Origin of the sequence: Fibrobacter sp. UWR2 (assembly GCF_002210285.1) — a bacterium.
Lineage (GTDB): Bacteria > Fibrobacterota > Fibrobacteria > Fibrobacterales > Fibrobacteraceae > Fibrobacter.
The window spans coordinates 120,431-146,710 of record NZ_MWQE01000003.1 but is presented as its reverse complement, the minus strand read 5'-3'; the positions used below and the strand labels follow the sequence as shown (position 1 = coordinate 146,710).

Here is a 26,280-nt window from a genome sequence, read left to right as displayed (position 1 = left end):
TTAGATAAAAACAAGCGTTTCGGCAAGGGGTCCGGCACAAAAATCCCATTTTTTCTACATTTTTAGGCATGGCAGGTGATAATCCTAACACGAAAAGCACTCCGGAAGCCCTCAAAGGGCGCTTCGCGGCAGTCCTCCCCGCCGGTGGACTCGGCAAGCGCATGGGCGGCAATATTCCCAAGCAACTCATGCTCCTGGGCGGCAAGCCCGTGTACCGCTACTGTCTGGAGACCTTCCTCAACATGGACGAAATCGCCGAAGTCGTGATGGCCGTCCCCGCCGACTGGAAGGATCATTTCGAGAAGGATTTCTCCCACCCCAAGCTGAAAATCGTTGTGGGCGGAGCCGAACGCTGGCAGTCTGTCGAGAACGGCGTGAACGCCCTCACGAGCAGCGCTGAATACGTGTTGGTCCACGACGTGGCGCGTCCCTTCATCAGCGAAGAGATTATCCGCAATGTGTGCAACACGCTTGTCGAAAAAGGCAGTTGCCTTGTGGCCAAGCCCGCAGTCGACACCATCAAGATTGCAAAAGACGGCAAGGTCGAAAGCACAATCGACAGGAATACCGTGTGGCTCGCGCAGACCCCGCAGGCAGCCTCCATCGCGCTGCTGAAAAAACTCTACGCGCGCATTGCCGCCGAACCTCTGGACTTCACGCCCACCGACGAGGCGAGCATCCTCGAATACTTCGGCGAGAACGTCTACATCGTGAAGGGCAACGCCGCGAACGACAAGCTCACCACGCCCGAAGACTTCGAGATTTTTACCAAGCGCACACGCTAACCGTGCACGATATTTTTTATATATTGTTATTGCAATACACTAATCCTGCTGACAGCGTATTCGATCCGGGCAGGAAGTTTAACTATCTGCTTGACGCCGTCCTCCCTCCGCGTGGTGCGACTAGCCCGCGGCTCGAGGACAGGAACCCTGTGGGGAGTCCGGCCCCATGGCGAGCAACGTAGAGTTCCACCCGCTATAACGCGGGTGCATTTTCAACAAAAAAAAAGCACTTTAATGCCGCATCATCACGGCAAAGGAATACCTATGGAACAGGAAGAATTTGTTCCCGACTACGCACAGATTTCCCGTGATATCTGGATTCAGCAGACTTACGAAGAAATCAAGAAGCGCACCTATCTCGACCCGCTCTACGACGCCGCATTCAAGGCGTTCCTGAGCGACGAACAAGCTCTCATCAACTTCTTGAACGGAGTCTTCAAACTGGAAGGCGACAACCGCATCACCGCCGTCACCATCAAGAATACGGAAGTAAACATCCTTTTCCCGCAGGTCAAAACGTTCAGGCTAGACATTCGCGCCACGACCTCGACCGGCTTCTGCATAAACGTGGAGATGCAGAAGGCGAAGCACAGCCGCTTCATCGAACGCATCCTTTTGCAACACAGTGCGTTCATGCTCCAAAGCAAGCACGAATGGGATCAGGAATTCTTCAAGGAGCCCGCAAGGGAACTCACCGACGAAGAGCGCACCCAGCGCTACGACCTTCGTTACGAATTCCCGCCCACCTTTGCCATCTGGATTTGCGACTTCCATCTGGAAAAGCAGTCCGGATACCGCGGCACCTGGGCTATACGTAACGAGCAGGGCTTGACACTTTCTGAAAAGGTTAAGTATATTTTGTATGACCTGACGCAGTTCAGCAAGAAGCGCGAAGAAATCAATACCGCCGAGGACCGCTGGCTCTACCTGCTCAAGAACGCAGGTTCATCCGACGACCTCCCCGATTTTGATGACGGCGTTATCGCGAAAGCAATCAAGCGCCTTCTTGTGGGAACCGCATCGGAAAAGCTCTTGAAGGAACAGGCAAAGAACATGGTGATGACCGAAGAAGAACTGGACTATCTGGCCTCGCTGAAGGTCCGCGCCCGTGCAGAGGGCAAGGCAGAAGGCTTGGCTGTGGGCAGAGCCGAGGGCAAAGCTGAAGGTCGCGCTGAAGGCATCACCGAAGGAGCCAACAGCAAGGCCCGTGAAACAGCCGCAAAGATGCTAGCCAAAAACAAGCCCATTGACGAAATCGCAGAGTTCACCGGCCTTCCGGAATCTGAAATTCTCGCGATTAAGGCCGAGCCCGCTCAGTAAATTCACAACATCAACAAATTTCAAAACAGCATTACGGACTAAACACAGCCCACCCATTGTTTAGTCCGTAAACCCCTCAAAAAACAGCCGAATTGTGCCAAGTCAAGCGACAACGCGCAAAAAAGAAACCCCGCCGAAGCGAGGTTATGAAATTTAGTGTTTGCGTTAATTATTCTACTGTTACAACCTTTGTGCAAACTCGTGCCGCGGCAGGAGCTTGTCCCTGGGTACATTCAATACTAAATGTCGTCGTTGCATTAACCGTATAGGTCATCGTTCCTGTAGTAAAATTCTGGTTTTGATCACCATTTCGCCAGGTTCCATTTATCTTAAAACCACAAGAATTCGCCTGAGCACCCCAATTGGTATTTGCAGTTCCCGAGAATGTTATCTGAGTCCCTGCAGAAACAGTTTCTGCAGTAACACTGCAACTAACCGGAGGTGCAACAACAAATGTCGGCAACGTTGCACAAGGATTATACCCGTCCTTTTCGAAAGTGCAAATATATTTTCCAGGTGTAGTTGGCGCCGTAAAGTTCACGTTATCACAAGACCCACCCGTTCTGCAAGTTGGCGTAGTTAAAGTTTTTCCATCGCATATCATAGGAATTTGAATATCACTAGTCGGAGCCGGGTTCATCCCAGAAACAGACAGGACCAAATTCTGCTCTCCCGCCATAACGCTATCTTTACTCACAGCACAAGTAGCATTGCCTCCGCCAGTATTTCCTGCATCATACTTCACAGAGCAATCATGTGATGTTGATCCCGCTTCATTTGTCAATATCACTGTATACGCCTTAGTTGTAGCACTAGTTACTGAAGCATCCGTGAAAGAATTAAGAGCTCCATTCTTGTAAGCAGAACCATACGAAGAGGTTCCTTCAACAACATAAGAGCAATCTTCTTCGTTCTCGCTACATCCAGTAACACTTCCCAAGACAAAAGCGACTGATTGACCAACCGTCACATCGGTTGACACAGGACAAGCAAATCCAGGCACATTCATGGACAACGAAACAATACAATCCGTCGCTTCGCCATTCACAAACAATACATACTTACCATAATCACTTATGGTAAAGTTGTAGGGCGAAGTTCCAAGATTCTGCCCAGACGCACCCGTCAAGGAAGTCGTATCTCCCCTATATATCCTTTTCACTTGATATGGGCAGGCATTATTCACACATGGATTTGATACTTCCACATGGAAGTTTCCGTTATTAGAACATGACAACCCTATATCAGCAACCGTAAGACTTGCTGTACAAGATTGTTGATACTCATCATCATCATCCATCACATAAAGTACATACGATTCACTTTGGGCGGTAAGAGTTCCCTGAATATTTACCGGTTGATTACTACCACAACTCGTTGTACCACCAGCAATGCTATCCGTTCCAAGCATCAACTTATACTTACGATTACAGATGTCAATACCCTTTTCATGTACGGAGAATCTAAACGTCGCCTGTGCACCCGGCTGAGTAATGTTTGCGTTATCGAAATTACATTCCGTTCTCACATCTCCACTATTGCTATTGCTCTTTTCTTGAATCTCAAAACTCGTTTCACAATCAGCAAACGGATAAGAGGAGCCAACCGGACTCTTGACCTTATAGGTATATGTACCCGCAGGATAGTCGGCGGTAGCGGTAGCCCCTTCACCAGAAGGCGTACTGCCGTTGCCATCAGGCGTTACATTAATCGTTCCACTACCCGATTTCGGATAGCCATCCAGCATAGCATCGCCAATATAGACTTCGTACTGACAGCCACCAGTGGGGCAACCATCAAGGTTTATATTGAGTCGCGGCAGGCCATCGCCCTGCTTTTTCGGCGAGCCCGTCACACTACAAGAACGCGTAACGCTACCAATAATCGACGGGGTTACATCGCAAGACTTCGAGGCCATCGAGCCAGTTTTGTTCACGATGGACGCCGAAATGTCGTACCTCTTGCCCTGGTATTCCGCATAGGGATTATCCGCCTTCTCGAACAGAATCTTTTCACTGGACTGATTCGGATTAGTGTCTGTCGTATCGAACACGGTCGCACCATCAACCTTTGCCTCGGCACCGTATGTAGCGACGTTATCCTTGTTTTTGACGTCAATCAGAATGGTCCACTTGCCATCTGCAAAGTCAGCAGTACAACCCTCAATATCAACCGCGTTCTTACAAGAAGCAACAACACTCTTCACCGTAAGCGCTGAATTCGTACGATTCTTGAACACAATCTGCGTAACCTTTTCCGGGTCAAAGCCATCCATACCGGCGGTCATCGCCGTATCTACACTAAAGCGGCCAACCTTGCTCGTCACAATGATGGACTTGCTGGCATAGCCCTGAGCGCCCCAACTGCTATTTTCACTTATCAGCCAGACTTCCACGTCTATGCCGGAATTCTCGTTGAATTCAACAGCAATAGAGGTTCCACGCAAGTTAACGGCATTCGTCAAGGAAGCCGTGGTCTCCTGCCCAGCCGAAAGAGTCAAATTAGCCGCATCCGTAATTTCAACGAGGTCAGAACACTCTTTGATTACCCCTGTCCAGAACGTTCCGCAATGGGCGCGTTCGCTCTCGGTTTCCTGCGCCCAGGGAGCATCTTCCGAATTAACCGAGCATTCCAGCCAGGCCTTAGCCGTCTTCACATCGGTCGTGCCTTCCTTATAGCCATGCAATCCATTCGTTTTAAAGTTGTAGCCATTCGACGGGCACAACGTCTCAGTGGTTGCCGAGCCAGAACAGGCGTCCGCTCCGATGTAATAGAACTTTTCGGTACAACCGCTATACTTCTTTGTATCAAACCATCCCGAATGACCTATCCACGGCTTTACATAGGTTTCCGTCGGAATCACGCCATCTGTGGCCACAGCCGCAAAGGAGCACTTGACCGTCGGGTAAGTATCGTGACATTCCGCCGAATAGGTATCACTCTTCCAGCCAATACCGTAAAGCTTGAAGCTGGCATCGGCAAGGCCGAATCCGACAAACTCATGGGCGACGTCCATGTAACTAGTACCAATATCATTCAGATTGAACACCAGGTCGTATTCCGTCGGACTCCCATAGTAGTTGCCCGTAAATGCCGCGATGGCAAGGTAGCCATCGATACCGATTGTCGCAGACATCATTATCATGCTCGAGGAATAGACCGGAGCAGGATTGTTGTTAGCATCCTTCAGCACACCGTTCAAGCACCTACCGCTATTGTTGCACAGTTGTGCTTCCAAGTAGCCGTTCTGCCCGATGAACATATTCAGCATCAAGTATTCACTACCTGTCGTATTGGAATGCAGCAAGAATCCCGACTTGGAAATTTCCTGCGAATTGCGGTTGTGACTCGAGGTTTCCCTAGGCAACTGGAACAGAGCCTTCAGGGTTCCGTATGTACCCGCATTTACCGTACTCAAGATGGTGACAGGATCGGCGGTGCTACGGCCCGAGCGGTGCAGGGAAATATTCCCAGACACCACATCGATATCGCCCAGCCTGCCAGAGACCAGATGCCACTTGGACTTGGTGAACACACCACTACCGTCAACTACGCCAACACAGGTCGCATCGGCGGCATCGCCACACTTGTCGACACAGTACTCCGTCTCGGCATAACTGCACTGGAGAGTACCGGACTTGAATTCGTCGAAGAAACAGTGCCTATCGGCCTCGTTGAAATGCGCATACACCACCGAGTTATCGTCCTTGATGGTAAATGCATTATATGTTTCGCTAGAAATCGGATCTGTGACGGGGCAACTAATACCGGAACAATCCCAGTAGTTGAACTTGGGATAAGAGGTCCTATTGATACTCAACGTCACCGACTGGCCGCTAAATGCCGTCACATAACAAGACTTGTCATCACCAGATTCACTGTACTTACATTCAGACGGAGTGTTATCGACACTAATCGATATCACGGGGTCGTCCGTTATCTGGCCCACAAATGTCAACTTGATGGTACGCTTGAGTGCCTTCAGGCTTGCACGGAGCTGTTTTGTATCGTCCGCATTAATTTCCGAAACATCGATAGTTTCATTGGGAACAATCGCCACGCAATTCGTAATGTCGTGGCCGGCAAGTTGCAACGTGCCCGAGCCGCCAACGATAAGGTTCCAGCGAGAGTTCTTGATTTCTGTACCATAGGTGATGCCTGTCGGTTCAACCCATGTCTCATTCGTGGTACAATTGGGCCAAGCGGACTCGCCTCGTTGCCCTTCGGGCGGGCAATTAGCCGGATGGTCGCTACAGTAGTTAGCGATATCCGTCGCCGTGACTTCTTCCCTGTCGAGCGTTGCGTTACTCGCCATGTGTACCATTGATGTATAGGGGCTACCAATGCTGTAATTCTCGCCCGTGAGCAACTGGAAGGTGATGGAGCCATGCGTTGCTTCGGCATCCGTCGTCACCGTAAACAAATCCACTACCTTGTTCGTAGACGCATCTCCCTGAATGGGGAAAACACACGTCGTCGTTCCATCCAGCTTTTGCCCAGAGGATTCCAGCGTGTAACTCCAATGGTCATCAGCACTCGGGCAATTCACAGCCAACGATACCGACGGCGTATTCGGGGGTACAACCACCTGAACAGTCTTGCTGCCACCTGCCGTAATCTTCTGGTCAGGATCAACAAACGTTATCGGCAGGGAGCCGCGGTGATTATTACCGATAACCACCCAGAACGGGACATCATCATAGCCGCCTGCCTTGGCAGTACACTTGTAGATGCCCTTGGAAAGCGCCGTTCCCGAATACAACTTGCCCGAAGTAGGAATGCCGCCTGCAGCGCCGATACAGGAGTTGACGCTCACATCGGCCTTCTTCAACGTGGAGCCATTCAGCGGGAGCACGTTGTAGTAGTCCCGCAGTTCGCCGAACGGGTCGGAGGGCAGGTAGAGCACACGCGGAAGCACGATAAACGACGGAGAAAGAGTTGCCTGGTTGTTGCTAGTAGGCAGAGCCTCGTTGTTCTCGTACTGGGATTCCAAGGTCACGCCCAGTTGCGGGGCCATCGAAATATAGTACGCATCCGTTCCATTCGACGGAGTCGAGGACTCTTCTTCTTCACCAGACGTAGATCCCGAAGGATCACTGCTACCACCAGAGCCTCCGCTACCAGTGCCACCACAAACAGTACCGTCGTTCGGGCATATAACGCCCGCAGCCGACAGGTCATCTACCAGTTGCTGGTTGTACGTGAGCGAGGAAGACTGCAACTTGCCAAGGCCAGCGCAGGATTCCGCCGTTGCATAGATAGTTCCGGTCAGATTGAACTGGTTACCAGAACCGATGTCACCCTCCGTGTAGATGAAGTAATTCGAAACCGTCACGTCGTTGAGCGTGTTGGCCCCCTTTTCCAAGTACAGGAGAACCGAGGAGCCTTCTGTTGTTGGCGGAAGTTTCGTATAGAGCGCGTCCTGGGCGATAATGATGAACTTACCATCTAACGTTCCCGCAGGGTTCGTACTGTTCGTACCACCGGAAACCTTAACCACTAGGTATCCATTGTAGAGATTCGTCTCCCGCTTGGTCGCATCGTTCTTGTTCTCTTCGTAGCACTGGTTCAGCTTGGTTACAAGGTCACCATTGTACCTTGTAATACTGGCCGCGCAACCCTTGCTTGCGTAGGGTTCGAACTTAGCCCTGGCCGTAACCAACACGTCATCGACCTTGTACGAAGATCCGTCGCACCCGGGTTTCTTTTCCCAGATAGAGTCACAGCTATCCTTCACCGCCTCGGCACATGTCGGTTTGACAGAAGGCGGAGTATTCGTCACAGTTCCATTAGACATGAACCAAGGCGTCACACCACACTTGGGACGATACCTATTTAATTCATTTCCGGGACCCATGCCTGTCTGGTCCGTACAGTAGGGCGAGCCGGTCGGCTTGCCGCCCTCGTAATTCAAACGTTTACGTTCATGGCCTTCATAGCCATCCCAGAATCGTTCGCCATCAACAAAGTATGTCAAGACATTGACTCCGCCCGGAGCCGACGTTTCACAGTATTTTGTTCCAAACATGTTTGTCGCCCAACTAGTACACCATATCCAGTATTCATCGACAAAGTCATCCAGCGTAACATCCGTATGCCCCGGTTCCAGATAATAGGAATAGTACAGTTTATCCTTAGATTCCCTTTCCGGATACGGGGAATAAGTATACCCCTTCCACTTTTCTCCAGGCCCAACATCGAGTTCGCCATGTGGGCGTTCGTTATCGCAATATCCATGGTTTGCATCAGGAGCCATCACTCCAGGTTTCAAGTTGCACTTAATGATGCGGCCCTCTGTTTCCGTAAATGTCTTGTTTTCAACCATCGCGGCGTATTCGCTCCACGAATGCCCGCTCTTTATGTAGACGGTCTTGCCCACGCCACCCAGAACAATCTTGTCGTATTTCGCATAGTTATCCCCATCCGAAGACAGGTTCGCCTCGGCACAAGAAATCAGGGTATACGTTGCCCACCCAGTCATTTCCCATATCTTGCCGCCGCTCGTGCAAGTAGTCGTAGTTTTCTGGCAACCGCCTCCCCAGCCCCAGCTGGGGCAGAATTCCCTCTCGCAGGTACATCCGCTATACTTAATGGTGCCATACCAGATGTTCTGCGGGCCCGGCATCCACACATCACCTTTGCTTTCAAACTTATAGTTCGTACCCTTCGACAATATATGGGCATCTTCATCAAGGCAAAGGTTCCCGCCAAAGGTCATATTCTTTGACGACTGAGCCGTCTGCAAGTTCCCGTTCAGTGTGACATTCCCGTCTATTATGAACTCACCTGCCGAACTGGGAGTCACATCGCCGTCGAAATACGCATTGCCAGAAAGATGTCCCATGTTGCCGGTGAAATTCTTGCCGACATAGATATCCTTACCATTTAAGCCCTGGTTTTCGGGATTCATATTTCCGCCCACACAGGCCAATTCTCCGATACGGACATCGTTACCCGTAAGGTCTGCGTTTCCGGTCACCACGAACTTCTTCTCAATCCCCTGCGGGTTTCCATACCAGTTACCGTTAACGATAGCCGATGTCATCGTGAGGGAACCGGCACCATCGTAACTTCCGCCAAAGTATGCATAATCGAACGGGATTTTCTTTTTAGGATGCTCCTCTTCGGGGAGTGTAACCTGGTACAAACCGTTCACATTGAAAATGGCAACTTCGCTATGCCTTGCACCGCCGCTCGCTTCACCAGACGACAAGATCTTCAACTTATACGTGGAACCATCTGTAGGAGCATTCACGCCGACCAGCCAGACGTGATGATTCTGCCCAGGGCGCTGCAACGAGCGCAGATTCGCATCGAGGTTAATAGGAACGTAGTTCCCATCCTTATACTGCTTGACAAGTGCGCCGACATCATTTGCATGGAATGTCATCCAAGCGCGAGCATTATCGATACCCGCAATAGCGCTCTGGTACGCCATCTGTTTCTGCAGGCGCGAACCCGAGGAACGGCCTTCAGAAGTCAGCCACTTGTAAGTAGCCGTTGCAGCGATTGTCGCCACAAGCATGAAGAGCAAAACGGTGACAAGAGAGACACCCGCCCTTGGCGACAGATTCTCGCCTGCGCGAGAATGACGATGCTGTTGTAATTTCTTATCCATACATTCTCCTAGTCAGTGGGGCCGTTGCTCGGGATAGGCACGACAACTTCGCTGCTACCACCTTCTCCATTGCGCTCAATTTTTAGTGTCAACTTGAGCGCCTTGATATTCTTCTTGTCGTTCTTGTGAGATTCAGGGTTGTATCCGTTATCGAATACATAATTCGTTCCGGCAACCTTCTTCAATTTCAAGTAAGATATTTTAAGCCTTCCCTGATGAACCAGGGGAGAATAGCAGGCAAACGTGAACGCCAGACACACGTTTTCAATCTTTTCCGGAACAGTGAAGCGCATGGTACGCTTGCCGCTACCCTTGCTGGCATCGAGCGGCGGGAAAAATAGGAAGTCGTCGATCAGTTTAGCGCCACCCTTTCTCGGGAAGTCGCCCGTAGTCACGCTCCTGAATCCAACAGACATGTGGTCCACCCCAGGAACAAAGGAAAGGCTCCTGTTCTTTTCGTCTCCTACTCCGGTCGGAGGATCCACATTGAAGGAAATCTCGTACACCTGCCCTTCCTCAAGGGTAATCTTCTCACAAGCGCTCGCCCACGTGTGCGTCCCTTCCAGTGTGTTATTCTCCATAGCAAGGACCTGGTTGAGTTTCTGGCTTGTCTCCTCAATGACATCCTGGGTCGTATTGTCGAAATTCGAGAAGAAATTGGTCAGGACGACACTTGTTCCTCCAACGCCCGCTTCTCCAGTTGCACTTGCGGTCGAGAGTCCCACGTATTTCATGTCACCCGACCTTGAATAGAAATTGAAGGTTCCACCCGCATCGGAAGCAGGGAACACCTGTTCGTTAGCGGTTTCCACGCTGGGCTTTGCCGCCTGGACAAGGAAAGTCTCGACTCCCGAGGCCATTTCGATTCCATCGGGAGATGAGCCGACATCTGCACACGGGTCATCATCGGTAAGAGTCAACCCGGCCTTCTTCTCGATAAGCTTGCAGGAACGCTTGAGAATCTTATCCTCCACATACCAGCGAACTTCTTCGGTAGCCTGGTAATAGCCGTTTGCATCATAGCGAAGGCGACGTATGGTCAAGTCGCTGTAATTGCTGCTGGAAGATATCCGGAACGAGGACTGGTCCACATTGCTAGACGAGGAATTCGTCGGGTCCATATAGACGGTGGTATGAACCGCACCAAAATTATTACCGGCATCCGTAGTACCGGCTTCCATCGAACTCTTCGCGCCGGTCTGCGCGACGTCCGTCTTGAACAAGGTCGCCACGTTCTCTGCCACCTCGGATGCCTTGAGCATGCTCTGCGTACGCACGCGTATCTTGGTCGAGTTGCTGAACGCCTGGCCCGCCACAATGACCACTATACCCAAGATGGCGATATACACCAAGAGTTCGACGAGCGTGAAGCCCGCCTTGCGAAGTAGCATCTGACTGTGACTGGTCTTTTTCATTCTCTACCTACCGAATTACCGTCGACATGTTGATGGACTGCGTGGAACCCTTGAACTGCCAGGACACCTGCACGTTCACCTGCTTCGCGAACACATGGTTTACCTTTTCGAGACTCGACGAATCCGTCACGACATAGTCCGATGTCGGCATGACGGTCACCGTCGGGGTATAGTCGATTGTCGCCTGTCCGCCGCCCACCTTGTCACCGCGGTCCCACGAACGCGAGATCGCACCCCAGTGCCACACATAGTTGCCGGCGGCATCCAGTTCATCTTCATCGCCTTCGGCCGGCGGTATAGACGGGTCCGGGATCGACGCAAGCCCGATACGGTTCAGGGAATCGATAACCTGCTGTGCCACCTCGATGGCGCCGTCACGGCCGCGTATACGCAAGAGCGCCTCGCGGTTGCCTGTCTGCATGTGGAGGACAGCCATGTACAAAAGCCCGAGAACCACCGCGGAGATAAGCACTTCCGTGATACCGAAACCTTTCTTGCTCTTCAGATTCTTACCCATAAAACCCACCTAGAATTCAAACCAGCTGTTTTCGCTTCCGCTGTCGTAACTCAGCTTGTAGTACATCGGGAACCTGCTCGGCATCTTGATAGAGGCGGCAAAGCGGTCCGTTTCGCCATACCGGACAAGGAAGCAGCCCGTAGGTATCGGCGACACGCCCACCTTCGGCACGAGTTCCATGGATGTCTTCGGGCTTCTCTGCGACTCGCCCAGTTCCGGGCAGTTCACGTTGTTGCTCGCCGTTATGAACTTGTTGCCGGCCTCCAGGACAAGCTGGTTCAGCAGATTCCCTTCCTCGAAGGTGCTGCCACACGCGCCCTTGTAAAGCTTCATGGTATGTTGGTTCGAGACGACAACGCACAACTTCTCGTTCAACCGCGTCGCTTCGTTCGCCGCGCTCTGCACAAATGCGGTCACGTTGATACCCGCGTCCTTGATGCGGCTGTTCGCGACGGCACCACGGAGACTAGCCACTCCCATACCGGAGAGGACGCCAATGATGGCGACCACCACGAGCGCTTCGACCAAAGTAAAGCCGCGCTTATCCGAACACGCATTCAACATACACTCTCTCCAGCGAAAACCGTAACTCTTTGACTTACAAGAAGTTAGTAATTTTCGTATTTTCCAAGTACGACAAAACACGCATAAGGCGCCATTCGGCGCCCCTGCTATCTCGAAATATATATATAAAAACCCGAAAGCGGTAAAGTTTTATTTACTCATGTGAGGAAATTCGCCTAAAAGTGCGATTTTTCGTTTTTTTTACGCAATTTCGGGGTTCTGACGGCCGATCCGGCCCTACTTCTTTTTGAGCTTGCCGAAGGTGGACTTTCCGTTATAGCAGGCCACCGCCCCCTTCGCGCATTTCATGGGGTAGTCGGACTGCTCGTTCACGAACACTTCCCTCACCACCTCCTTCATGCTCGCGTTTGCACTCGAACGGTATGTGACGGTGTACTGGACATCGGAATCGCGCGTCCATACGAACACCTCGATATCGATCCCGAAGCCGCTAATGCTGCCCGAGATGCGGAAGCCGTAGGGGATTTCCTTGACAGTGAGGGGGGATTCGGGCGGTTCGAAGTCCAGATCCTTCCAGGTGGCGGCAAGGCCCTGGTCACGCATCCAGAACCAGCCGGAAGCATCGCCATTGCTGTTGGCGTCTTCAATGGCCATGTTCAGGCTAGTTACATAGCTGTCGCGGATAGAAGCGAGCTGTTCCCTGAATTCATCGTAAATATCGCCGGCAAAAACGGACCCGGCCGAAGCCAAGAGGATGGCAATTGTCAATGCTAAACGTTTCATGTCCACAATCTAGCAATTTGTTCGCACTCAGGGAGCATACCGATTCCGTTATTTTTTGTATATTTGGCACGCACACCTGCCCGGGTGGTGGAATGGTAGACACTGGGGACTTAAAATCCCTTGGGGGCAACCTCGTGCGGGTTCAAGTCCCGCCCCGGGCATTAACCTTTAGGGCAATACCATGATCGAATTCTATCCGAACAGCATCTACTACCCGCGCGAAGCGGTAGAGGAAAAACTCGCGAAAGGCGAACTTGAACGCACCGAGAAGCACCTCATGGGCTGGACGGAACGCCACCGCGGTGAAATCTGGGACTGCGCCCGCGACGACTCGGACAACCCGAGCGACGAGGTGCTGCTCGACAACCTGCGCGCCCTGCTGCTGTGCAAGGGCAGCCTCCAGCCCGCCGCCGAGATGGGCGACATGATCAAGGAAATCACCAAGGAAGTGTGGTACAGGAACGAGGACGCTCCCGAGGCTCCCGACCTGGTCGCTGCCGAATGGCGCGCGAAGTACCTGACCAAGTGGCGCGAAGCCCGCATGTTCGAGGCGTTCATCCTCATCGAGAAGCGCACGGAACAGCTGCTGAAAATTCTCAAGGGCTAACAGATCCCCGGTCAAGCCGGGGATGACGATGTAAGCCAACAAGATCCCCGCCTTCGCGGGGATGACGATGCTGGTTAGCGGGGATGACGATGCAGGCTAATTAATGGCGCGGAAGCGCACAGGGAGCCACAGTTCCGTCGTACCCGATTCACTCTTCCTGTATCGCCAGTAGGCCTCGATGTGCAGGCGTATCGCCTCGCCCAGCGACTCGTCCTCGGCGTTCGTGAACTCTATCCCGTTACAAACGAAGTTGCCCAGCGAATCGATTGCCAGGCGAAGCCCCACCACCACATCGTCGGAATGCCTATGCTTCTTGAAATAGGCCTGCGCAATCCAGTGTAGGCCTGCTGACCGGCCTTCGAAATAGGTGTAGAGTTTTTCGATGTCGCGGTCGGCACTGTTCGAGAGCACCAGGATATCGTCTACCGCAGGCAACTCGACGCGACCGTGAAAGGTTCCCGGTTCCTCGGGCTCGACTTCCTCGACGACTTCTTCCTTGGGCTGAGGGGGAGCAACCCTCCTGAGCTCGCGGTAACCTTCATATACGATATAAGCCGCCAGGACGGCGACCGCGAGAAACGAAAAGAGATAGGGCAACAGCTTGCGCATACAAATCTACTCGATGGACTTGATGCAGAGCTGCAAGGTCTTCTTGTTGTTGAAGTAGTTCCACGTAGGCTCGAACACGACCGTAGCCTTGCGGGTCTCCTTGAGTTTTTCCTTGCACTTGCCGAGCCCGAAGGCGATTGCCGAGAACACGGGGCTACCCGCCTGCGAAATTTCGAGCTGGAGGTGACCACCGCGCAGTTCCTTGACCTTGTGGACCGTGACATCTTCGGCCTTGAACACGGGGTACGGGAAGTTCCCGCCGAAGGGTTCCATGCGGTCGAAATAATCGAGTACGGTCTTGTATATGCGGCTGCGCGTTCCCTCGACAACGAGTTCGCGCAAGGCAACCACGATGTCGTAGCTGCGCGTGCCGCATTCCGCAGGCACTCCGCCGGTATAGCCCTGCTCCCTTGCAGAGGCATCCAGGCGCCCGCGCAGTTCGTCGATCTTGTCTGCAGGGAGCGAGAAGCCGGCTGCGTTCGCATGGCCGCCCCAGCGGTCGAACAGGTCCCTGCTTTCGTGGAGCGCCCTGTGCCAGTTGAAACCTGGCACGGCGCGTGCGCTAGCATGCGCCATGCCGTCCACTATAGAGAGGACGGCGGCAGGGCGCGAAAATTCCTGCGCGAGCTTTGCAGAAACAATCCCGATGACGCCCACATGCCAGCCGGGGCCGTCCACCACAAGGACCTTCGGGATCTCTTCACCGTAGATTTCCTTGACGCGCTTCATCGCCATCTCGGTAATTTCCGCTTCCTTCTGCTTGCGCTTCGTGTTCCAGTCCTTCAGTTCGGCAAGCAGCTGCGGGGCACTCGTATTGTCGGGGCACAGCAGCAGCTTGAGCGCGGGGTCGGGCTTTTCCATGCGCCCGGGCGCATTCAGGAGGGGCGCAAACTTGTACATCACGTCGATTCCGCCCACGCAACTCCCGGGCTTCATGAGCGATGCGTAAAGAGCCTGAATCCCTGGCAAGCAGCTTTCTTGCAGGCGGCGCAGCCCCTTCTTGGTAAACATCCTGTTCTCGGGCGTCATCTGCACGAGGTCGGCCAAAGTTCCAAGCGCCACCAAGTCAAGCATCTCTGCCGGAGAGGGCATCCCGAGGCGTTCGTACAGCGCACATATAAACTTGTACGAGACACCGACACCGCAGAGCTCGGGATTGGAGTAAGAGTCACCTTCCTGGTGCGGGTCCAGGAGAACGTCGCTCGGAGGGAGCGCGTCGCCCGAAGGCTGGTGGTGGTCAATGACCATCACGTGCATCCCGAGTTCCCTGGCATGAGCGATTTCGTCGTTCGCCGTAATGCCGGTATCGACCGTCACCACGTAACGTGCTCCGGCTTCAAACATCTCGTCGACCGCAGAAACAGAGAGGCCGTAGCCGTCACCGAACCTGTTCGGCAGTCTCCAGTCCGTCTCGATTCCAATCTGCGCAAAGCTCCGCGAAAGGAGCGTTACCGAGGTCATCCCGTCTAGATCGTAGTCGCCGAAAATAAAGATCTTCTGCTTTTTTTCGCGAACGTCGAGAATCCAGCGCACGGCGTCTTCCATGCCCTTGATGCCCCACGGCGAAAGTTCGGCTTCGTCACCCTCGCTCAAGATACGGCTCGCGGCAACAATGTTGCACACGCCCCTCGAGACAAGGAACCTTGCCACCAGATGGGGAATCTTCAGTTCCCTCGCAAGGGTTGAGGAGACGGTATCCAGCATTACTTGGAACCCTCGAAAAGTTTTATCGCGAGCGACTGCAGGCACACCATCGGCGATGTGCGGCGGCTCGCAATCCTCGATATCGTTTCCTGCACGGTCGCAAGCGCGATTTCGAGTGCAGTGGCATCGATACGCGGGAAGGCGTCCATATCCAGCTGCGCCATGGTATCCGGGAGCCTAAGCGGTGCGCCCGATTCCTTGCGCATGATATCGGAAATGAGGAACGAGAGGACCTCCAGGAACCCGTTCGCCTCGGCGACCTCCCCGAGGGACTCGTCCTCGAGCCTGTCGAAGAGTTCGGCGTATTCGTTCCTGAGGCTATGCACGACAAAGTCCGCGGCAAGCCTGCATTGCGCCTGGGCGTGGTCCACATAGTAGAGCGCCTTTCCCGGCGAACCTTCCGCAAGCCCGATCACGTCGGCAGAAACACTTTCCTCGTCGGCGTCGGGCCCGAGCATGCGCAGGGTCTCCTGGCGGACCTCCGCATCGCTCAGCGAGAGCAGGTGCAGGGCGAGGCAGCGCGAGCGTATCGTCTGCAGCAGGCGGTCGCGCGAAGAGACGGTCAAAATGAAGTACGTATCGGGCGGGACATCCTCGAGTGTCTTCAGGAAGGCGTTCGCGGCGGAATCGTTCATGCGGTCGGCCTCGGCCACGATGACCACGCGCACGCGGTCACCCTTCATGGCGAACGAACCCGTCATCGAGCGGATGAGGCTCACGGAAATCTCGCCTGCCGCGCTGAAGATATCCGTGCGGTAGGGATTCGCGATAATCTGCTCGATATATTCCTGCTTGATATCCTGGATTGTCTTCGCCTTGCTGCCCGCAGAGACGTTGTCGGCGCTCCTGGCCTGCACTTCCTTGGATTCCATCGGGAACAGCCAGTTGTCGGTCACGCCCGGGTCGGCGGCCATCTTGCAGCCAAAGCAGTGCCCGCAGGGGCGCTCGTTTGCGTCGGTACACTGCAGGGCCTTCGCGATTTCCATGGCCAAGGCCTTCTTGCCAATGCCCCCCGGGCCATCGATGAGGATAGCCTGCGGGAATCGGTTCTCGCGGAGCGCCGCCATCACGCGGATACGCTGGCGTTCCTGGGACACGGGACCATTTAGCCGATAGTTAATCATTTACTCTTCAACCACTGAAGCGGGTCCACCGTCTGGGTGCCCTCGCTAACTTGAAAGTACAATTTAATTCCATTTAGGCTCGCGATATCGCCCACTTCGCCAATTTCTTCGCAATTACGTACTTCTTTGCCTTCCTGCACGCGAATGGAACGCAGATGCCCGTACACGGAGTACGTTCCGCCCTCGTGCTCGATAATCACCGAGGGTCCGCGACCATCAATCTCGGCGACCATCGCGACCGTACCCGCGGCCGCGGCACGAATGGACTGGCCACGCTTTCCGCGAATTTCCACGCCGAGGTTCCTCGTGGCGATATGCAGCACGGGGTGTTCCTGCAGGCCGTAGTTGCTGATGACCTCGCCTTCGAGCGGCATGCACTTCGGGCCCTTGACCGAACCTGCAATCGTCTTCTTCGGCTTCTCCACGACCTTCTTCTCTTTTTCCTTCTCTTTCTGCTTCTTCTTGCGGGCGGCTTCCGCCTTGCGCTTTTCTTCGGCCTTGCGTGCGGCCTCGATTTCCTTCTTGCGCTTTTCCTCGAGCTTCTCGATAAGTTTCTGCATCACCTTCTGGTTGCGTTCGAATTCCTGCAACGCCCTCTGCTGCATCGCCTTGTCGTGCTTGAGCGAAAGGAGCATCTTTTCCTGGCTACCCACCTGGTTCACCAGTCCCTTCTCCTCGCTCGCCTTCTTTGTGCGCAGGCGGTTCAGTTCCGCAAGGTGTTCCTCTTCGCTGCGCTTCTTCTCGTCGCGCTCCTGCACCATCGAGGTGAGAGTTTCCACCTGTATGCGGTCCTCGTTCAGCACATGGTGCACCCAGTAGGCCTGGCGTTCGGGGTTCCCCTTCTGCGTAAGCAGCTGATACAGGACCTCTGCATCGCTGTAGCGCCCGTTCACGTAAAGCTTGCGGACTCTCTTCTTCATCGCCTCCTTGCGCACGGCAATCTTCTGGTCAAGCGAGTCGATATCGCGCGAAAGCTGTTCCACGGCCTTCTGCACTAGTGCCTCGTTCTTCGAGAGTTCGGTAATGTATATGCGGGTCTGGTTCAGGTTCTGGTCCAAGAGCGAAAGCGTGTTGAGCACGCCCTTCTCCTCGGTCTCGATGAGGGCCAGTTCCTCGCGCTTTTTGGCGAGGTCCGATTCCAGTTTCTTGAGGGCGGTACGCTGTTCCTTGATTTGCGCATCCGTCTTTTTGGGGGCGGCAAGCGAAACACCGACAAGCAGGCAGAGCAGGGCGACAAGCAAACGCATCGGCTAATCCCGTTCGTTCCGTTTCGCAAGCAGGAATTCCTGGACGGTGCGGTAGCTGAAGTAGGCCGAAATGAGCGTCACCAGCAGCACGACCAGGCAGAGCAGGCTTCCAAGGCCGCCGATATTCGCAGCAACCAGCGGGACAGCCTGCGCGACGGATTCCATAATGGCAAGGAGCAACACGACGGCAAGGCCGCTACCGAGGAACCCCTGCATCACGCCCTCGAGCACGAAGGGGAACTCGATGAAGAACGGGCTTCCGCCGGCATACTTCATGTTCTCGACAAGCAACCTACGCGACATGAGCGAAAGGCGCACCGAATTGCAGATGATGAGCGAGAGCGTCACCAGCAAAAGCAGGCTCAGGCACACCGGCCAGAACACCATCTTGAATTTCCATTTCGAGACGCGGGTCGCCCAGTCCACCGGGGCCTGCACCTCCTCAAAGTAGCCTTCGCGCGACAGGGCGTCCACCGTCTCCTCGAGGGAAGCCGGATTGTGCAGTTCCTTCGCCAGCTTCAAGCGGAAAAACGGAGGAATGGGGTTCTCGTCCACAAGGTCGAGCATCTCTCCCGGGAAATGCCTGCGGAAATCGGCCAGCGCGGAATCGGCACTCACGAACTCGACCGAATCCACTCCCATGAGATGCTCCATGCGGGCCTGGATCGCCGCGACGGAATCCTCCTGTACATTTTCGGGCAAGAAGGCCTCAACCGTATACAGGGAACCCTCGGCCGACAGCACGCGGGCAACGGCCCCGAGGACGGTCAGCGACGACGCGAGAAGGAGCGAACACAGGAAAATCGTCAAAAGCGAGGGCAGAATGACCGTACGGTGCTGCTTCCACCCACGAAAAGATTCCGATATTAGATACCTAAGTTGTCCGAACACGACGTGAATATAACTAAATTTTAGGTGGTCTCCGCAGGACTCCTATGAAACATATCGCATTAAAGATTACGGCATTCATATTCGGGATAGCGCTCTGGCTCTACGTCGTCTCGCTCAACACCTTCAAGGTGGATATCGACGTTCCCGTCCGCCTCGTACGACTCCCCGAAATGCTCGCCATAGCCTCGAAGCCTCCGCGCACCATGAACGTGACGCTCGAGGGCGAGCCGTTCGATCTCATGCGACTCCGCTCAAAAATCAAGAGCGGCGACACAACCATCGCGGCCATCATCGTCGACCTGCAGGATGCCGAACTTGGAGCCACCCGCAGGGTCGTCAACGAGAAGAACTTTTCCGCACCCGGCTTCCCTAACGTCAAGTTCATCGAGCCCGACGACCAGCGCCTGTTCATAGACCTTGACCTCGACACGAAAATCGAAAAGAGCGTGCCCGTGCATGCAATGGTCAGCTTCGATGCCGCCACTGGATACATAATGACGGACGCCCCGAAACTCGAACCGGACTACGTCACCATCGCCGGCGCAAGGAACGTCATCACACGCATTTTCGAAATCCCGACGGACACGCTCGCGTTCGACACCCTCACAAGAGACGCGAAGTTCTCCGTCCCGCTGGACTTCAGCCAGTTCCCGTCACACGTGGCGCCTGCGGATTCCTTCACCACCGTTTCTGTCAGCATCCAGAAAGTTGCAAAAAAATCGTTCAACGATATCCCGGTGCAGCTCATAGGCATGTTCGACAAGAAGACCTTCGTGCTGAAGCCGAACAAGGTATCCGTCGAGATTACCGGCGGCGACCGCACGCTTGATTCCATCAGCAAGGAACACCTAGAACTCTTCGTGGAGTACAACCGATTCCAGATCGAGGACGTAGACAGCCTCGCCCCGACGGTAAAGCTTTCACTCCCCGCCAACGTGAACCGCGACATGTCCATCAAGGCCATTCAGCTCTCGCCCGACAAGGTGTCCCTGCAAGAAATCAAGGAAGCAGCACCGGCTGTCGCCGATTCCCTGGACGAAGAAACCGAGGGCACTCTGGAATGATCTGGCTCGGCATCGAATCGAGTTGCGACGAAACCGCATGCGCCATCTTGCAAAGCGACCCGCTCAAGGTCCTTTCCAACCCGCTTTACAGCCAGATTGACGAACACGCCCTGTATGGCGGCGTCGTTCCCGAAATCGCAGCACGCGCGCACCTGCAGAAAATCGCCCCCATCGCGGAGGCCGCAGTCAAGGAAGCAGGCATCGACCTCAAGGACATCGAAGCCATCGCCTACACCACGGGCCCGGGACTCATGGGACCGCTCCTCGTGGGCGCAAGCTTTGCGCGGGGCCTCGCACGCGACCTCTCTATACCCGCATACGGCATCAACCATCTCGAAGGGCACCTTGCAGCCGCGTGGCTCAGCAACCCCGACATCGAGCCCCCGTTCCTCACGCTCACCGTCTCCGGCGGGCACACGGAACTCGTGATGGAGGAACCCGGCTTCAAGTACACCAGCATCGGGCGCACCCGCGACGACGCGGCCGGCGAAGCCTTCGACAAGTGCGGCAAGCTACTCGGGCTCAAGTACCCCGCGGGCGCAACCATCAGCAGGCTCGCCCAGGGCAGGGACCGCCACTTCGTGGAATTCCCGAGAGCGCTACACTCCCGTGAGAACTGCGAATTCTCGTTCAGCGGGCTAAAGACCGCGGTGCTGCGCTACACCGAGACGCACGATCCGGAATACATCCAGAAAAACCTCGGCGACATCTGCGCTTCGCTCGAGGACGCCATTGTCGGGAGCCTCGTCGAGAAAACCATCAACGCGCTCAAGAAAACCCGCATGAAGACACTCGTGATGGGTGGCGGCGTGAGCGCGAACGCCTGGCTTAGGACAAGGTTGCAGGACTACTGCGGCAGGCACGGGATCCGCTTCTGCGTGCCCGACAGGAGCCTCAGCACAGACAACGGAGCTATGATTGCCGCAGCCGCCATACGGCGCGAAAGGCAGGGCCTGCTCAAATCCATCGACGTGGTGAAACCCTGGATGCCATTGGCCCCCTAAACTGCTAATTTAGACGCAAAAAAGGGGATTTTCCTCACGTACTTTTGCGCGACTCTTTTCTTTTCACTCTCCTGATGCTATATTATAGACATGTTTACGGGAATGCGTAAAATCCTCATCTGTACCGGAGTGCTCGCCTGCACCCTGTTTACGTTCGCACCCGCAGACGATATCGACGTGAACAAGCCCGTCAGCGACGCCCAGATATTCCGTCCGGAAAAGCGCGAGACAAGGGTCGAACTCGTCGATTCCAGCAAGAGCAATTCCATCAAGCTCAACGTGGACATCTTCGGAAGCCTCGACGTTCAGTCGTACTACATCCTTTGGGACAACGTCGACCTCTCCGAAGACATCAAGAAGATGATGACCACGCGCGATTTCGCCCGCGACGAGTTCTTCATGCAGAACATCGACCGCGAGCAGTTCGAGCAGGAACGCATGTTGCAGCTCTTCGAAGACCGCAAGCGCGACTTCTTCGCGATATTCCCCGAAGAGGCGCTCAAGGAACTGCAGGAGCAGAAGGAAGACGAGGAATAAGTCCGCTTTGTCATCCCCGGCTCCGACCGGGGATCTTCATTTGAAAATGTTTTCATCCGAATCAAGATTCACGGACTGGCACCTTACAGGCTTCGGCAGTGCGCCCGCCCTACTCTACGACAGCATCGAAAGCACTCACAGCCTTATGAAGTCGCTCGCCGCAGCGGGGGAAATCCCTCCCGGGACGCTCATTGTCGCCGACTCCCAGAGCGCTGGCCGCGGTCGACACGAACGCACATGGAATTCCCCCGCCGGCAAGAACCTGTACTTCAACATACTCATCCCGCTTGACGGCATCCTCCTGAAAGACGCCCCGCAGATAACGCAGGTGGCGGCGATTACCTTCGCGGAGACTTTCCGCAACCTGCAGGAATCCGGCGAAAGCACAGGACTCGGCAACAAGGAAATCGGCAAGGTGACCGTCAAGTGGCCCAACGACATCCTCTGCGGCGTGAGCAAGTTCTGCGGGATTCTCGCGGAATTAGTTTATATAAAATCCAACACGTCCGGAATTGCGCCGGCACCCACCATCAGCATGGGAGTGGGAATCAACGTGAACAGCGACGCAAGCGACTATGCCACTCTAGGCAGAGCCGTGACGACGCTCAAGGAAATCGCGGGCCGCAAAATCAACCGTGAAAAATTGCTGCAGACGCTTATCGCGAACCTGGAACGCGCCATCGGGCAATTCAAGGCCTTCGGGATTACCCCGTGGGTTGCAGCCTGGCGCAAGATGGACCAGTTCATCGGTGCGCGCGGCACCATCGTCGTGAACAACCACTGCACCGACGAAAATCGCGATGGCGGAACAGGCGTGCAAAAGAAAAAAGGCCGCATCGCCGACATGCGCGCCGACGGCAGCCTCTTATTCGAATGCGATGACGGAACTACCGAGGTCGTCTATTCCGCCGATCTGGAAGTGTAGAAGCAGACACAAAAAATCTGCACTAAGAAGCCTCTTTTATTTTTAGACTCTTTTTTAGTTTTTTTATCAACGCTGCTAGCCGTTCTTCAGGATTATCTGATGCGGCATAGGTCTCGGAATGATGAGTCTTATATATTTTTGCAACCTCATCGTTTTTTGTCAGCCATGAATAGATAACCCCAGCAAACAAAGGCTTCGTCACCATATGAAGTGTTTCGGCATCTTCTATAAAGCCGGCTTTCCATCCATTTAATTTCAACGCAGCGCACCGGTTACAATTAACCACGCTCACATCTGGAGTACAAGGAGTTTTTCCATCGCACCCTATGCACATGCTAATTTCGGCATTCTTTATCTGATTGTACAAATTCGATATATATGTCCATTGGCTAACAAAACGGGCATAATACGAAGTATAAACTGCAGCATAGATGCCACAATACTTCCACCATTCATCTAGCAGTTCCAAACGGGCATCAAGATCCCACCATTCCAAAGTAAAAATACGGTCCCAGGGAGAAATATCCCACCAAAGTCCACGATGGACAACTAGAACAAACAAGGAGATAAAGGACCCTGTAATCACCGTTCTAATAAAAACGGCCAAGCCGCCATTATGGACTTTCTTAAAGACAATTTCCGCAAACACCAGTTGCTGAATAAACAACGAAATACCACGAAGTATCCACTTCACAATAAAAACCACCAATGCTATTGTAAAACTCAATGGGAACATAGCACACAATAGGACGCAAAGCAGCAAAACAAATTTTAATGACGCCATATTTCGCTTCCTAAAGTGTGCCGACCCGTTCTTTTTACCTTATATATTACAGACTACTAGTCATCCTTACTCATTTTCTCCCTACATTTACCACACATCTCATCATGCGGGAACAGGGCTACATTCACCCTAAACTTCCTTCCACAGCAGCAGCACGTCCGATATCTCCACTTCGGATTCTGCTCCGCATATTCAACAGCATCATTTCCACCAATACTCATATATTACTCCTTTTGTTTCTGTAGACTGAAAACTATCTTATTTCATTCCCTTTCCCAAGCATAAAGCACATAAAATTTCATACAAATTTCTTACACAACGTTGTATACAACCCAAAACCCACAAAAATACCCCAGCCGCAATGGCTAGGGTTCATTTTTTATCGTTTTTTAAAAAAACGGCCTTACTTCCGCTTTCCCTTGAAGAACATGCTCCCAGCAAGGGACACGGCGAGCACCACAATCATGGCGGTCAGCCCCATATCGGCAAGGCCCTCGTATTCCCCGGCAATTCCGGTTTCGATAAGGACAATCATCAGCAGGGCAAGCACGGCCGCCGTACCGCCCATGTGTTCGAACATCTTGATCTTGTCTTCGAGGGTAAACTTCCCGTTCGTCTTCTTAATAAAGGGCATTGACATCGCCTCCCAGGCAAATCCACACGATGAGCCCCGCCATCACGAGCACGCTTATGGCGACATTCGCCAAGAAGAAGTCGCGGTTCATGGCATCGAGGTCATCGGACTTGCGGAATAAGTGAATGTAAAGGACCGCGGCGGCCATCAGGGCGGTCACCACCCACCAAGCGGCACCGACGCCCCAGACAAAGCCGAAGGCGACGCACAGGGCGAGCATCGCGATATGGCTCCAGAAAGCTATCTGCAGAGCGCGCTTGCGGCCAAAGCGCGCAGGCACAGACTTGAGCCCCATCGCGCGGTCAATTTCTTCGTCCTGCGTGGCATAGATGATGTCGAAACCGCCCATCCACAGCATGAGAATCACAAGCAGGAAAATCGGGAAGACGGCAAACTCGCCGCGCACGGCTATCCAGGCGCCCAGCGGGCTCATCCCTATCGCAAACCCGAGAAACCAGTGGCAAAGCCAGCTGAAGCGTTTCCAGTAAGAATAAGAAAGCAGCAAAAGCCATACGGGCAAAGCGAGCAGGCCGGCCAGCGGCTGCAGCAATGCGGCAAACAGTACAAAAAGCACACCGTTCAGCACGAGGAACGCAATCACGGATTTCTTGCTTAGGCGGCCCGCCGGCAAGTGGCGCCCTGCCGTGCGCGGGTTCTTCGCGTCGATATCGGCATCTGCAATGCGGTTAAAACTCATGGCGCTATTGCGGGCAGTCACCATGCAGCCCACGATAAGCGCAATCATCTTGGCGGCAGCCGCCACCTCCATCCCGCGGAAACCGTTGGCGGCAACCCACATGGAACCGATGGCAAACGGCATCGCGAAAAGCGAATGGCTAAAGCGAACCAAGTGACCGAACTCTAATATTTTCTTCAGCATACAGGACCCCCGCTCCACGGTTTCACGATCTTGGCACAATCCTCCACCGAAGCTGCGCCCAGGTGTTTCAGGATTTTTGCTACGACGGTATCTACGAGTTCCTCGATAGATGCGGGCTTGCTGTAGAACTGCGGCGAGGCAGGCACAACAATCGCACCGGCGCGCGTCACGCGTTCCATGTTCTCGATGTGGATCAAGTTATAGGGCATCTCGCGGGGTACGATTACCAACGGGCGGCGTTCCTTGAGGCAAACATCCGCAGAACGCACCAGCAGGTTATCCGAAGTCCCCGCCGCAATGCGGCCAAGCGTGCCCATGGAGCACGGCACCACGGCCATGCCCGCATAGTCGGCAGAACCGCTCGCGCATTCCGCAAAAAAGTCATCCACGTTAAATACTTTATCTGCAAAATCAAAAAGCGATGCCTGACCTTCGTATTCCACGACTTCGCGGCCGGGCGCCGTCACCACAAGCGAAACCTCATGATCAAGGCGCTTCAGGTACATCGCCGTACGCGTGGCATAGATTGCCCCGCTCGCACCCGTCACCCCGAGGACATAGCGGCTCATCGCGCACCCCCCGCGGTAGCCGACTTGCGACGCAAAAGCACGCGGTACGCCACCCCGAAAAAGCAGGGTTTCACATGCACGAGTTCAAAGCCGTTCTTTTCGGCAAGCGCGACAAAGTCTGCCACCGGTAAAAAACGGATAATAGAATTCACCAGATACTCGTAGGCATCGCGCTTGCTGAACACTGCTCCCAGCACCGGGATGAACAGGGGCGCAAGGCACTTGTAGAAAAACTTGTTGAACACATTACGCGGGGAGAAAAATTCGAGCACCTGCAGGTACCCGCCATCGGCAAGCACGCGTGCGGATTCCCGGAGGCCGCCCTCCGCATCGGGCAAGTTGCGCATCCCGAACCCGTTCAATATGACATCGAAAGTCGCATCCGCAAAAGGCATCTTCATAGCATCAAGCTGCACGGGCACCGCAGTCGTTTTTTTGTCCGCGGCCCCCTTCAGCATGCCGTACGAGAAATCGCCAAGGATGGCGACATCCTGCACGCCATTGAACTTCTCGTAGGTCGCAGCAAAATCGCCCGTCCCGCCACACAGATCTAGCAGGCGCTTGCCAGGCTTCATGCGCTTCAATTCGCGGCAGCAACTCCTGCGCCACAGAATGTCCTGGCAGCCACTCAACGTATGATTCAAGAAATCATAACGGTTGGCGATATCGTCGAACATCTTGCGCACGGGGCTTTTCATGCACACAAATTTAGAAATATCGCCTTTGCGGGGATGACAG

22 protein-coding genes and 1 tRNA gene are annotated in these 26,280 nt (G+C 54.0%); 8 read left to right on the top strand and 15 right to left on the bottom strand.

The window, feature by feature from the left end; translation table 11 throughout:
• The first annotated feature begins 68 nt into the window (after nt 1-68).
• The gene (ispD, locus tag B7994_RS06555; RefSeq protein ID WP_088637667.1) at nt 69-785 is read left to right on the top strand and encodes a 2-C-methyl-D-erythritol 4-phosphate cytidylyltransferase; all 717 of its coding nucleotides are present in this window, start codon (nt 69-71) and stop codon (nt 783-785) included.
• Between the two features lie 264 nt (nt 786-1,049).
• Complete coding sequence (locus B7994_RS06550) at nt 1,050-2,105, top strand: Rpn family recombination-promoting nuclease/putative transposase (RefSeq protein ID WP_088637666.1); 1,056 nt, start codon at nt 1,050-1,052, stop codon at nt 2,103-2,105.
• Between the two features lie 169 nt (nt 2,106-2,274).
• Here B7994_RS06550 and B7994_RS06545 read toward each other — a convergent pair whose 3' ends face one another.
• The 5 genes from B7994_RS06545 to B7994_RS06525 form a co-directional block, all read right to left on the bottom strand.
• Nucleotides 2,275-9,723 (bottom strand): hypothetical protein, encoded by a 7,449-nt coding sequence (locus tag B7994_RS06545; protein WP_144063779.1) that lies wholly within the window; start codon nt 9,721-9,723, stop codon nt 2,275-2,277.
• Nucleotides 9,724-9,731: 8 nt separating this feature from the next.
• Nucleotides 9,732-11,138 (bottom strand): type II secretion system protein, encoded by a 1,407-nt coding sequence (locus B7994_RS06540; RefSeq protein ID WP_088637664.1) that lies wholly within the window; start codon nt 11,136-11,138, stop codon nt 9,732-9,734.
• A gap of 7 nt (nt 11,139-11,145) precedes the next feature.
• Entirely contained in the window at nt 11,146-11,655 is a 510-nt protein-coding gene (locus tag B7994_RS06535; protein ID WP_088637663.1) for a hypothetical protein, read from the bottom strand.
• A gap of 9 nt (nt 11,656-11,664) precedes the next feature.
• On the bottom strand, nt 11,665-12,219 hold the full coding sequence (locus tag B7994_RS06530) for a Tfp pilus assembly protein FimT/FimU (protein WP_088637662.1): 555 nt from the start codon (nt 12,217-12,219) through the stop codon (nt 11,665-11,667).
• 237 nt (nt 12,220-12,456) lie between these two features.
• On the bottom strand, nt 12,457-12,963 hold the full coding sequence (locus B7994_RS06525) for a hypothetical protein (RefSeq protein WP_144063778.1): 507 nt from the start codon (nt 12,961-12,963) through the stop codon (nt 12,457-12,459).
• 78 nt (nt 12,964-13,041) lie between these two features.
• On the opposite strand from B7994_RS06525, the gene B7994_RS06520 reads away from it, so the two are divergent.
• Together B7994_RS06520 and B7994_RS06515 are read left to right on the top strand one after the other, a co-directional pair.
• A tRNA-Leu gene (locus tag B7994_RS06520) sits at nt 13,042-13,124 on the top strand.
• 20 nt (nt 13,125-13,144) lie between these two features.
• A complete protein-coding gene (locus B7994_RS06515) occupies nt 13,145-13,570 on the top strand; it encodes a hypothetical protein (RefSeq protein ID WP_088637660.1) in 426 nt (141 codons plus the stop codon).
• A gap of 96 nt (nt 13,571-13,666) precedes the next feature.
• Here B7994_RS06515 and B7994_RS06510 read toward each other — a convergent pair whose 3' ends face one another.
• Genes B7994_RS06510 through B7994_RS06490 form a run of 5 tightly spaced genes read right to left on the bottom strand, consistent with a single transcriptional unit; the run spans nt 13,667 to nt 19,145 of the window.
• Entirely contained in the window at nt 13,667-14,179 is a 513-nt protein-coding gene (locus B7994_RS06510; RefSeq protein ID WP_088637659.1) for a hypothetical protein, read from the bottom strand.
• 6 nt (nt 14,180-14,185) lie between these two features.
• The gene (gene recJ, locus B7994_RS06505; protein WP_088637658.1) at nt 14,186-15,883 is read right to left on the bottom strand and encodes a single-stranded-DNA-specific exonuclease RecJ; all 1,698 of its coding nucleotides are present in this window, start codon (nt 15,881-15,883) and stop codon (nt 14,186-14,188) included.
• The gene (locus tag B7994_RS06500; protein ID WP_088637657.1) at nt 15,883-17,007 is read right to left on the bottom strand and encodes a DNA polymerase III subunit delta'; all 1,125 of its coding nucleotides are present in this window, start codon (nt 17,005-17,007) and stop codon (nt 15,883-15,885) included. Before B7994_RS06500 ends, recJ begins: the two co-directional genes overlap by 1 nt.
• Entirely contained in the window at nt 17,004-18,254 is a 1,251-nt protein-coding gene (locus B7994_RS06495) for a murein hydrolase activator EnvC (protein ID WP_088637656.1), read from the bottom strand. The genes B7994_RS06500 and B7994_RS06495 overlap by 4 nt, the downstream gene beginning before the upstream one ends.
• Nucleotides 18,255-18,257: 3 nt before the next feature.
• Complete coding sequence (locus B7994_RS06490; protein ID WP_088637655.1) at nt 18,258-19,145, bottom strand: ABC transporter permease; 888 nt, start codon at nt 19,143-19,145, stop codon at nt 18,258-18,260.
• 44 nt (nt 19,146-19,189) lie between these two features.
• On the opposite strand from B7994_RS06490, the gene B7994_RS06485 reads away from it, so the two are divergent.
• The 4 genes from B7994_RS06485 (at nt 19,190) to B7994_RS06470 (ending at nt 22,675) form a co-directional block, all read left to right on the top strand.
• Complete coding sequence (locus tag B7994_RS06485; RefSeq protein ID WP_088637654.1) at nt 19,190-20,209, top strand: YbbR-like domain-containing protein; 1,020 nt, start codon at nt 19,190-19,192, stop codon at nt 20,207-20,209.
• The gene (gene tsaD / locus B7994_RS06480; protein WP_088637653.1) at nt 20,206-21,213 is read left to right on the top strand and encodes a tRNA (adenosine(37)-N6)-threonylcarbamoyltransferase complex transferase subunit TsaD; all 1,008 of its coding nucleotides are present in this window, start codon (nt 20,206-20,208) and stop codon (nt 21,211-21,213) included. The genes B7994_RS06485 and tsaD overlap by 4 nt, the downstream gene beginning before the upstream one ends.
• Before the next feature lie 90 nt (nt 21,214-21,303).
• Nucleotides 21,304-21,750, top strand: coding sequence for a hypothetical protein (locus B7994_RS06475; RefSeq protein ID WP_233143091.1), 447 nt, complete (start codon nt 21,304-21,306; stop codon nt 21,748-21,750).
• Nucleotides 21,751-21,796: 46 nt separating this feature from the next.
• Nucleotides 21,797-22,675, top strand: coding sequence for a biotin--[acetyl-CoA-carboxylase] ligase (locus B7994_RS06470; RefSeq protein WP_088637652.1), 879 nt, complete (start codon nt 21,797-21,799; stop codon nt 22,673-22,675).
• 22 nt (nt 22,676-22,697) lie between these two features.
• On the opposite strand, the gene B7994_RS06465 is transcribed toward B7994_RS06470, so the two are convergent.
• The 5 genes from B7994_RS06465 to B7994_RS06445 form a co-directional block, all read right to left on the bottom strand.
• Nucleotides 22,698-23,411, bottom strand: coding sequence for a hypothetical protein (locus tag B7994_RS06465; protein WP_158213096.1), 714 nt, complete (start codon nt 23,409-23,411; stop codon nt 22,698-22,700).
• A gap of 451 nt (nt 23,412-23,862) precedes the next feature.
• The gene (locus B7994_RS06460; protein WP_088637650.1) at nt 23,863-24,093 is read right to left on the bottom strand and encodes a hypothetical protein; all 231 of its coding nucleotides are present in this window, start codon (nt 24,091-24,093) and stop codon (nt 23,863-23,865) included.
• Entirely contained in the window at nt 24,080-24,973 is an 894-nt protein-coding gene (locus B7994_RS06455; RefSeq protein WP_233143089.1) for a 4-hydroxybenzoate octaprenyltransferase, read from the bottom strand. Before B7994_RS06455 ends, B7994_RS06460 begins: the two co-directional genes overlap by 14 nt.
• Nucleotides 24,967-25,542, bottom strand: a complete 576-nt coding sequence (locus B7994_RS06450) for a UbiX family flavin prenyltransferase (RefSeq protein ID WP_088637649.1) — start codon at nt 25,540-25,542, stop codon at nt 24,967-24,969. The genes B7994_RS06455 and B7994_RS06450 overlap by 7 nt, the downstream gene beginning before the upstream one ends.
• Complete coding sequence (locus tag B7994_RS06445) at nt 25,539-26,240, bottom strand: ubiquinone/menaquinone biosynthesis methyltransferase (RefSeq protein WP_088637648.1); 702 nt, start codon at nt 26,238-26,240, stop codon at nt 25,539-25,541. Before B7994_RS06445 ends, B7994_RS06450 begins: the two co-directional genes overlap by 4 nt.
• Nucleotides 26,241-26,280: the final 40 nt, after the last annotated feature.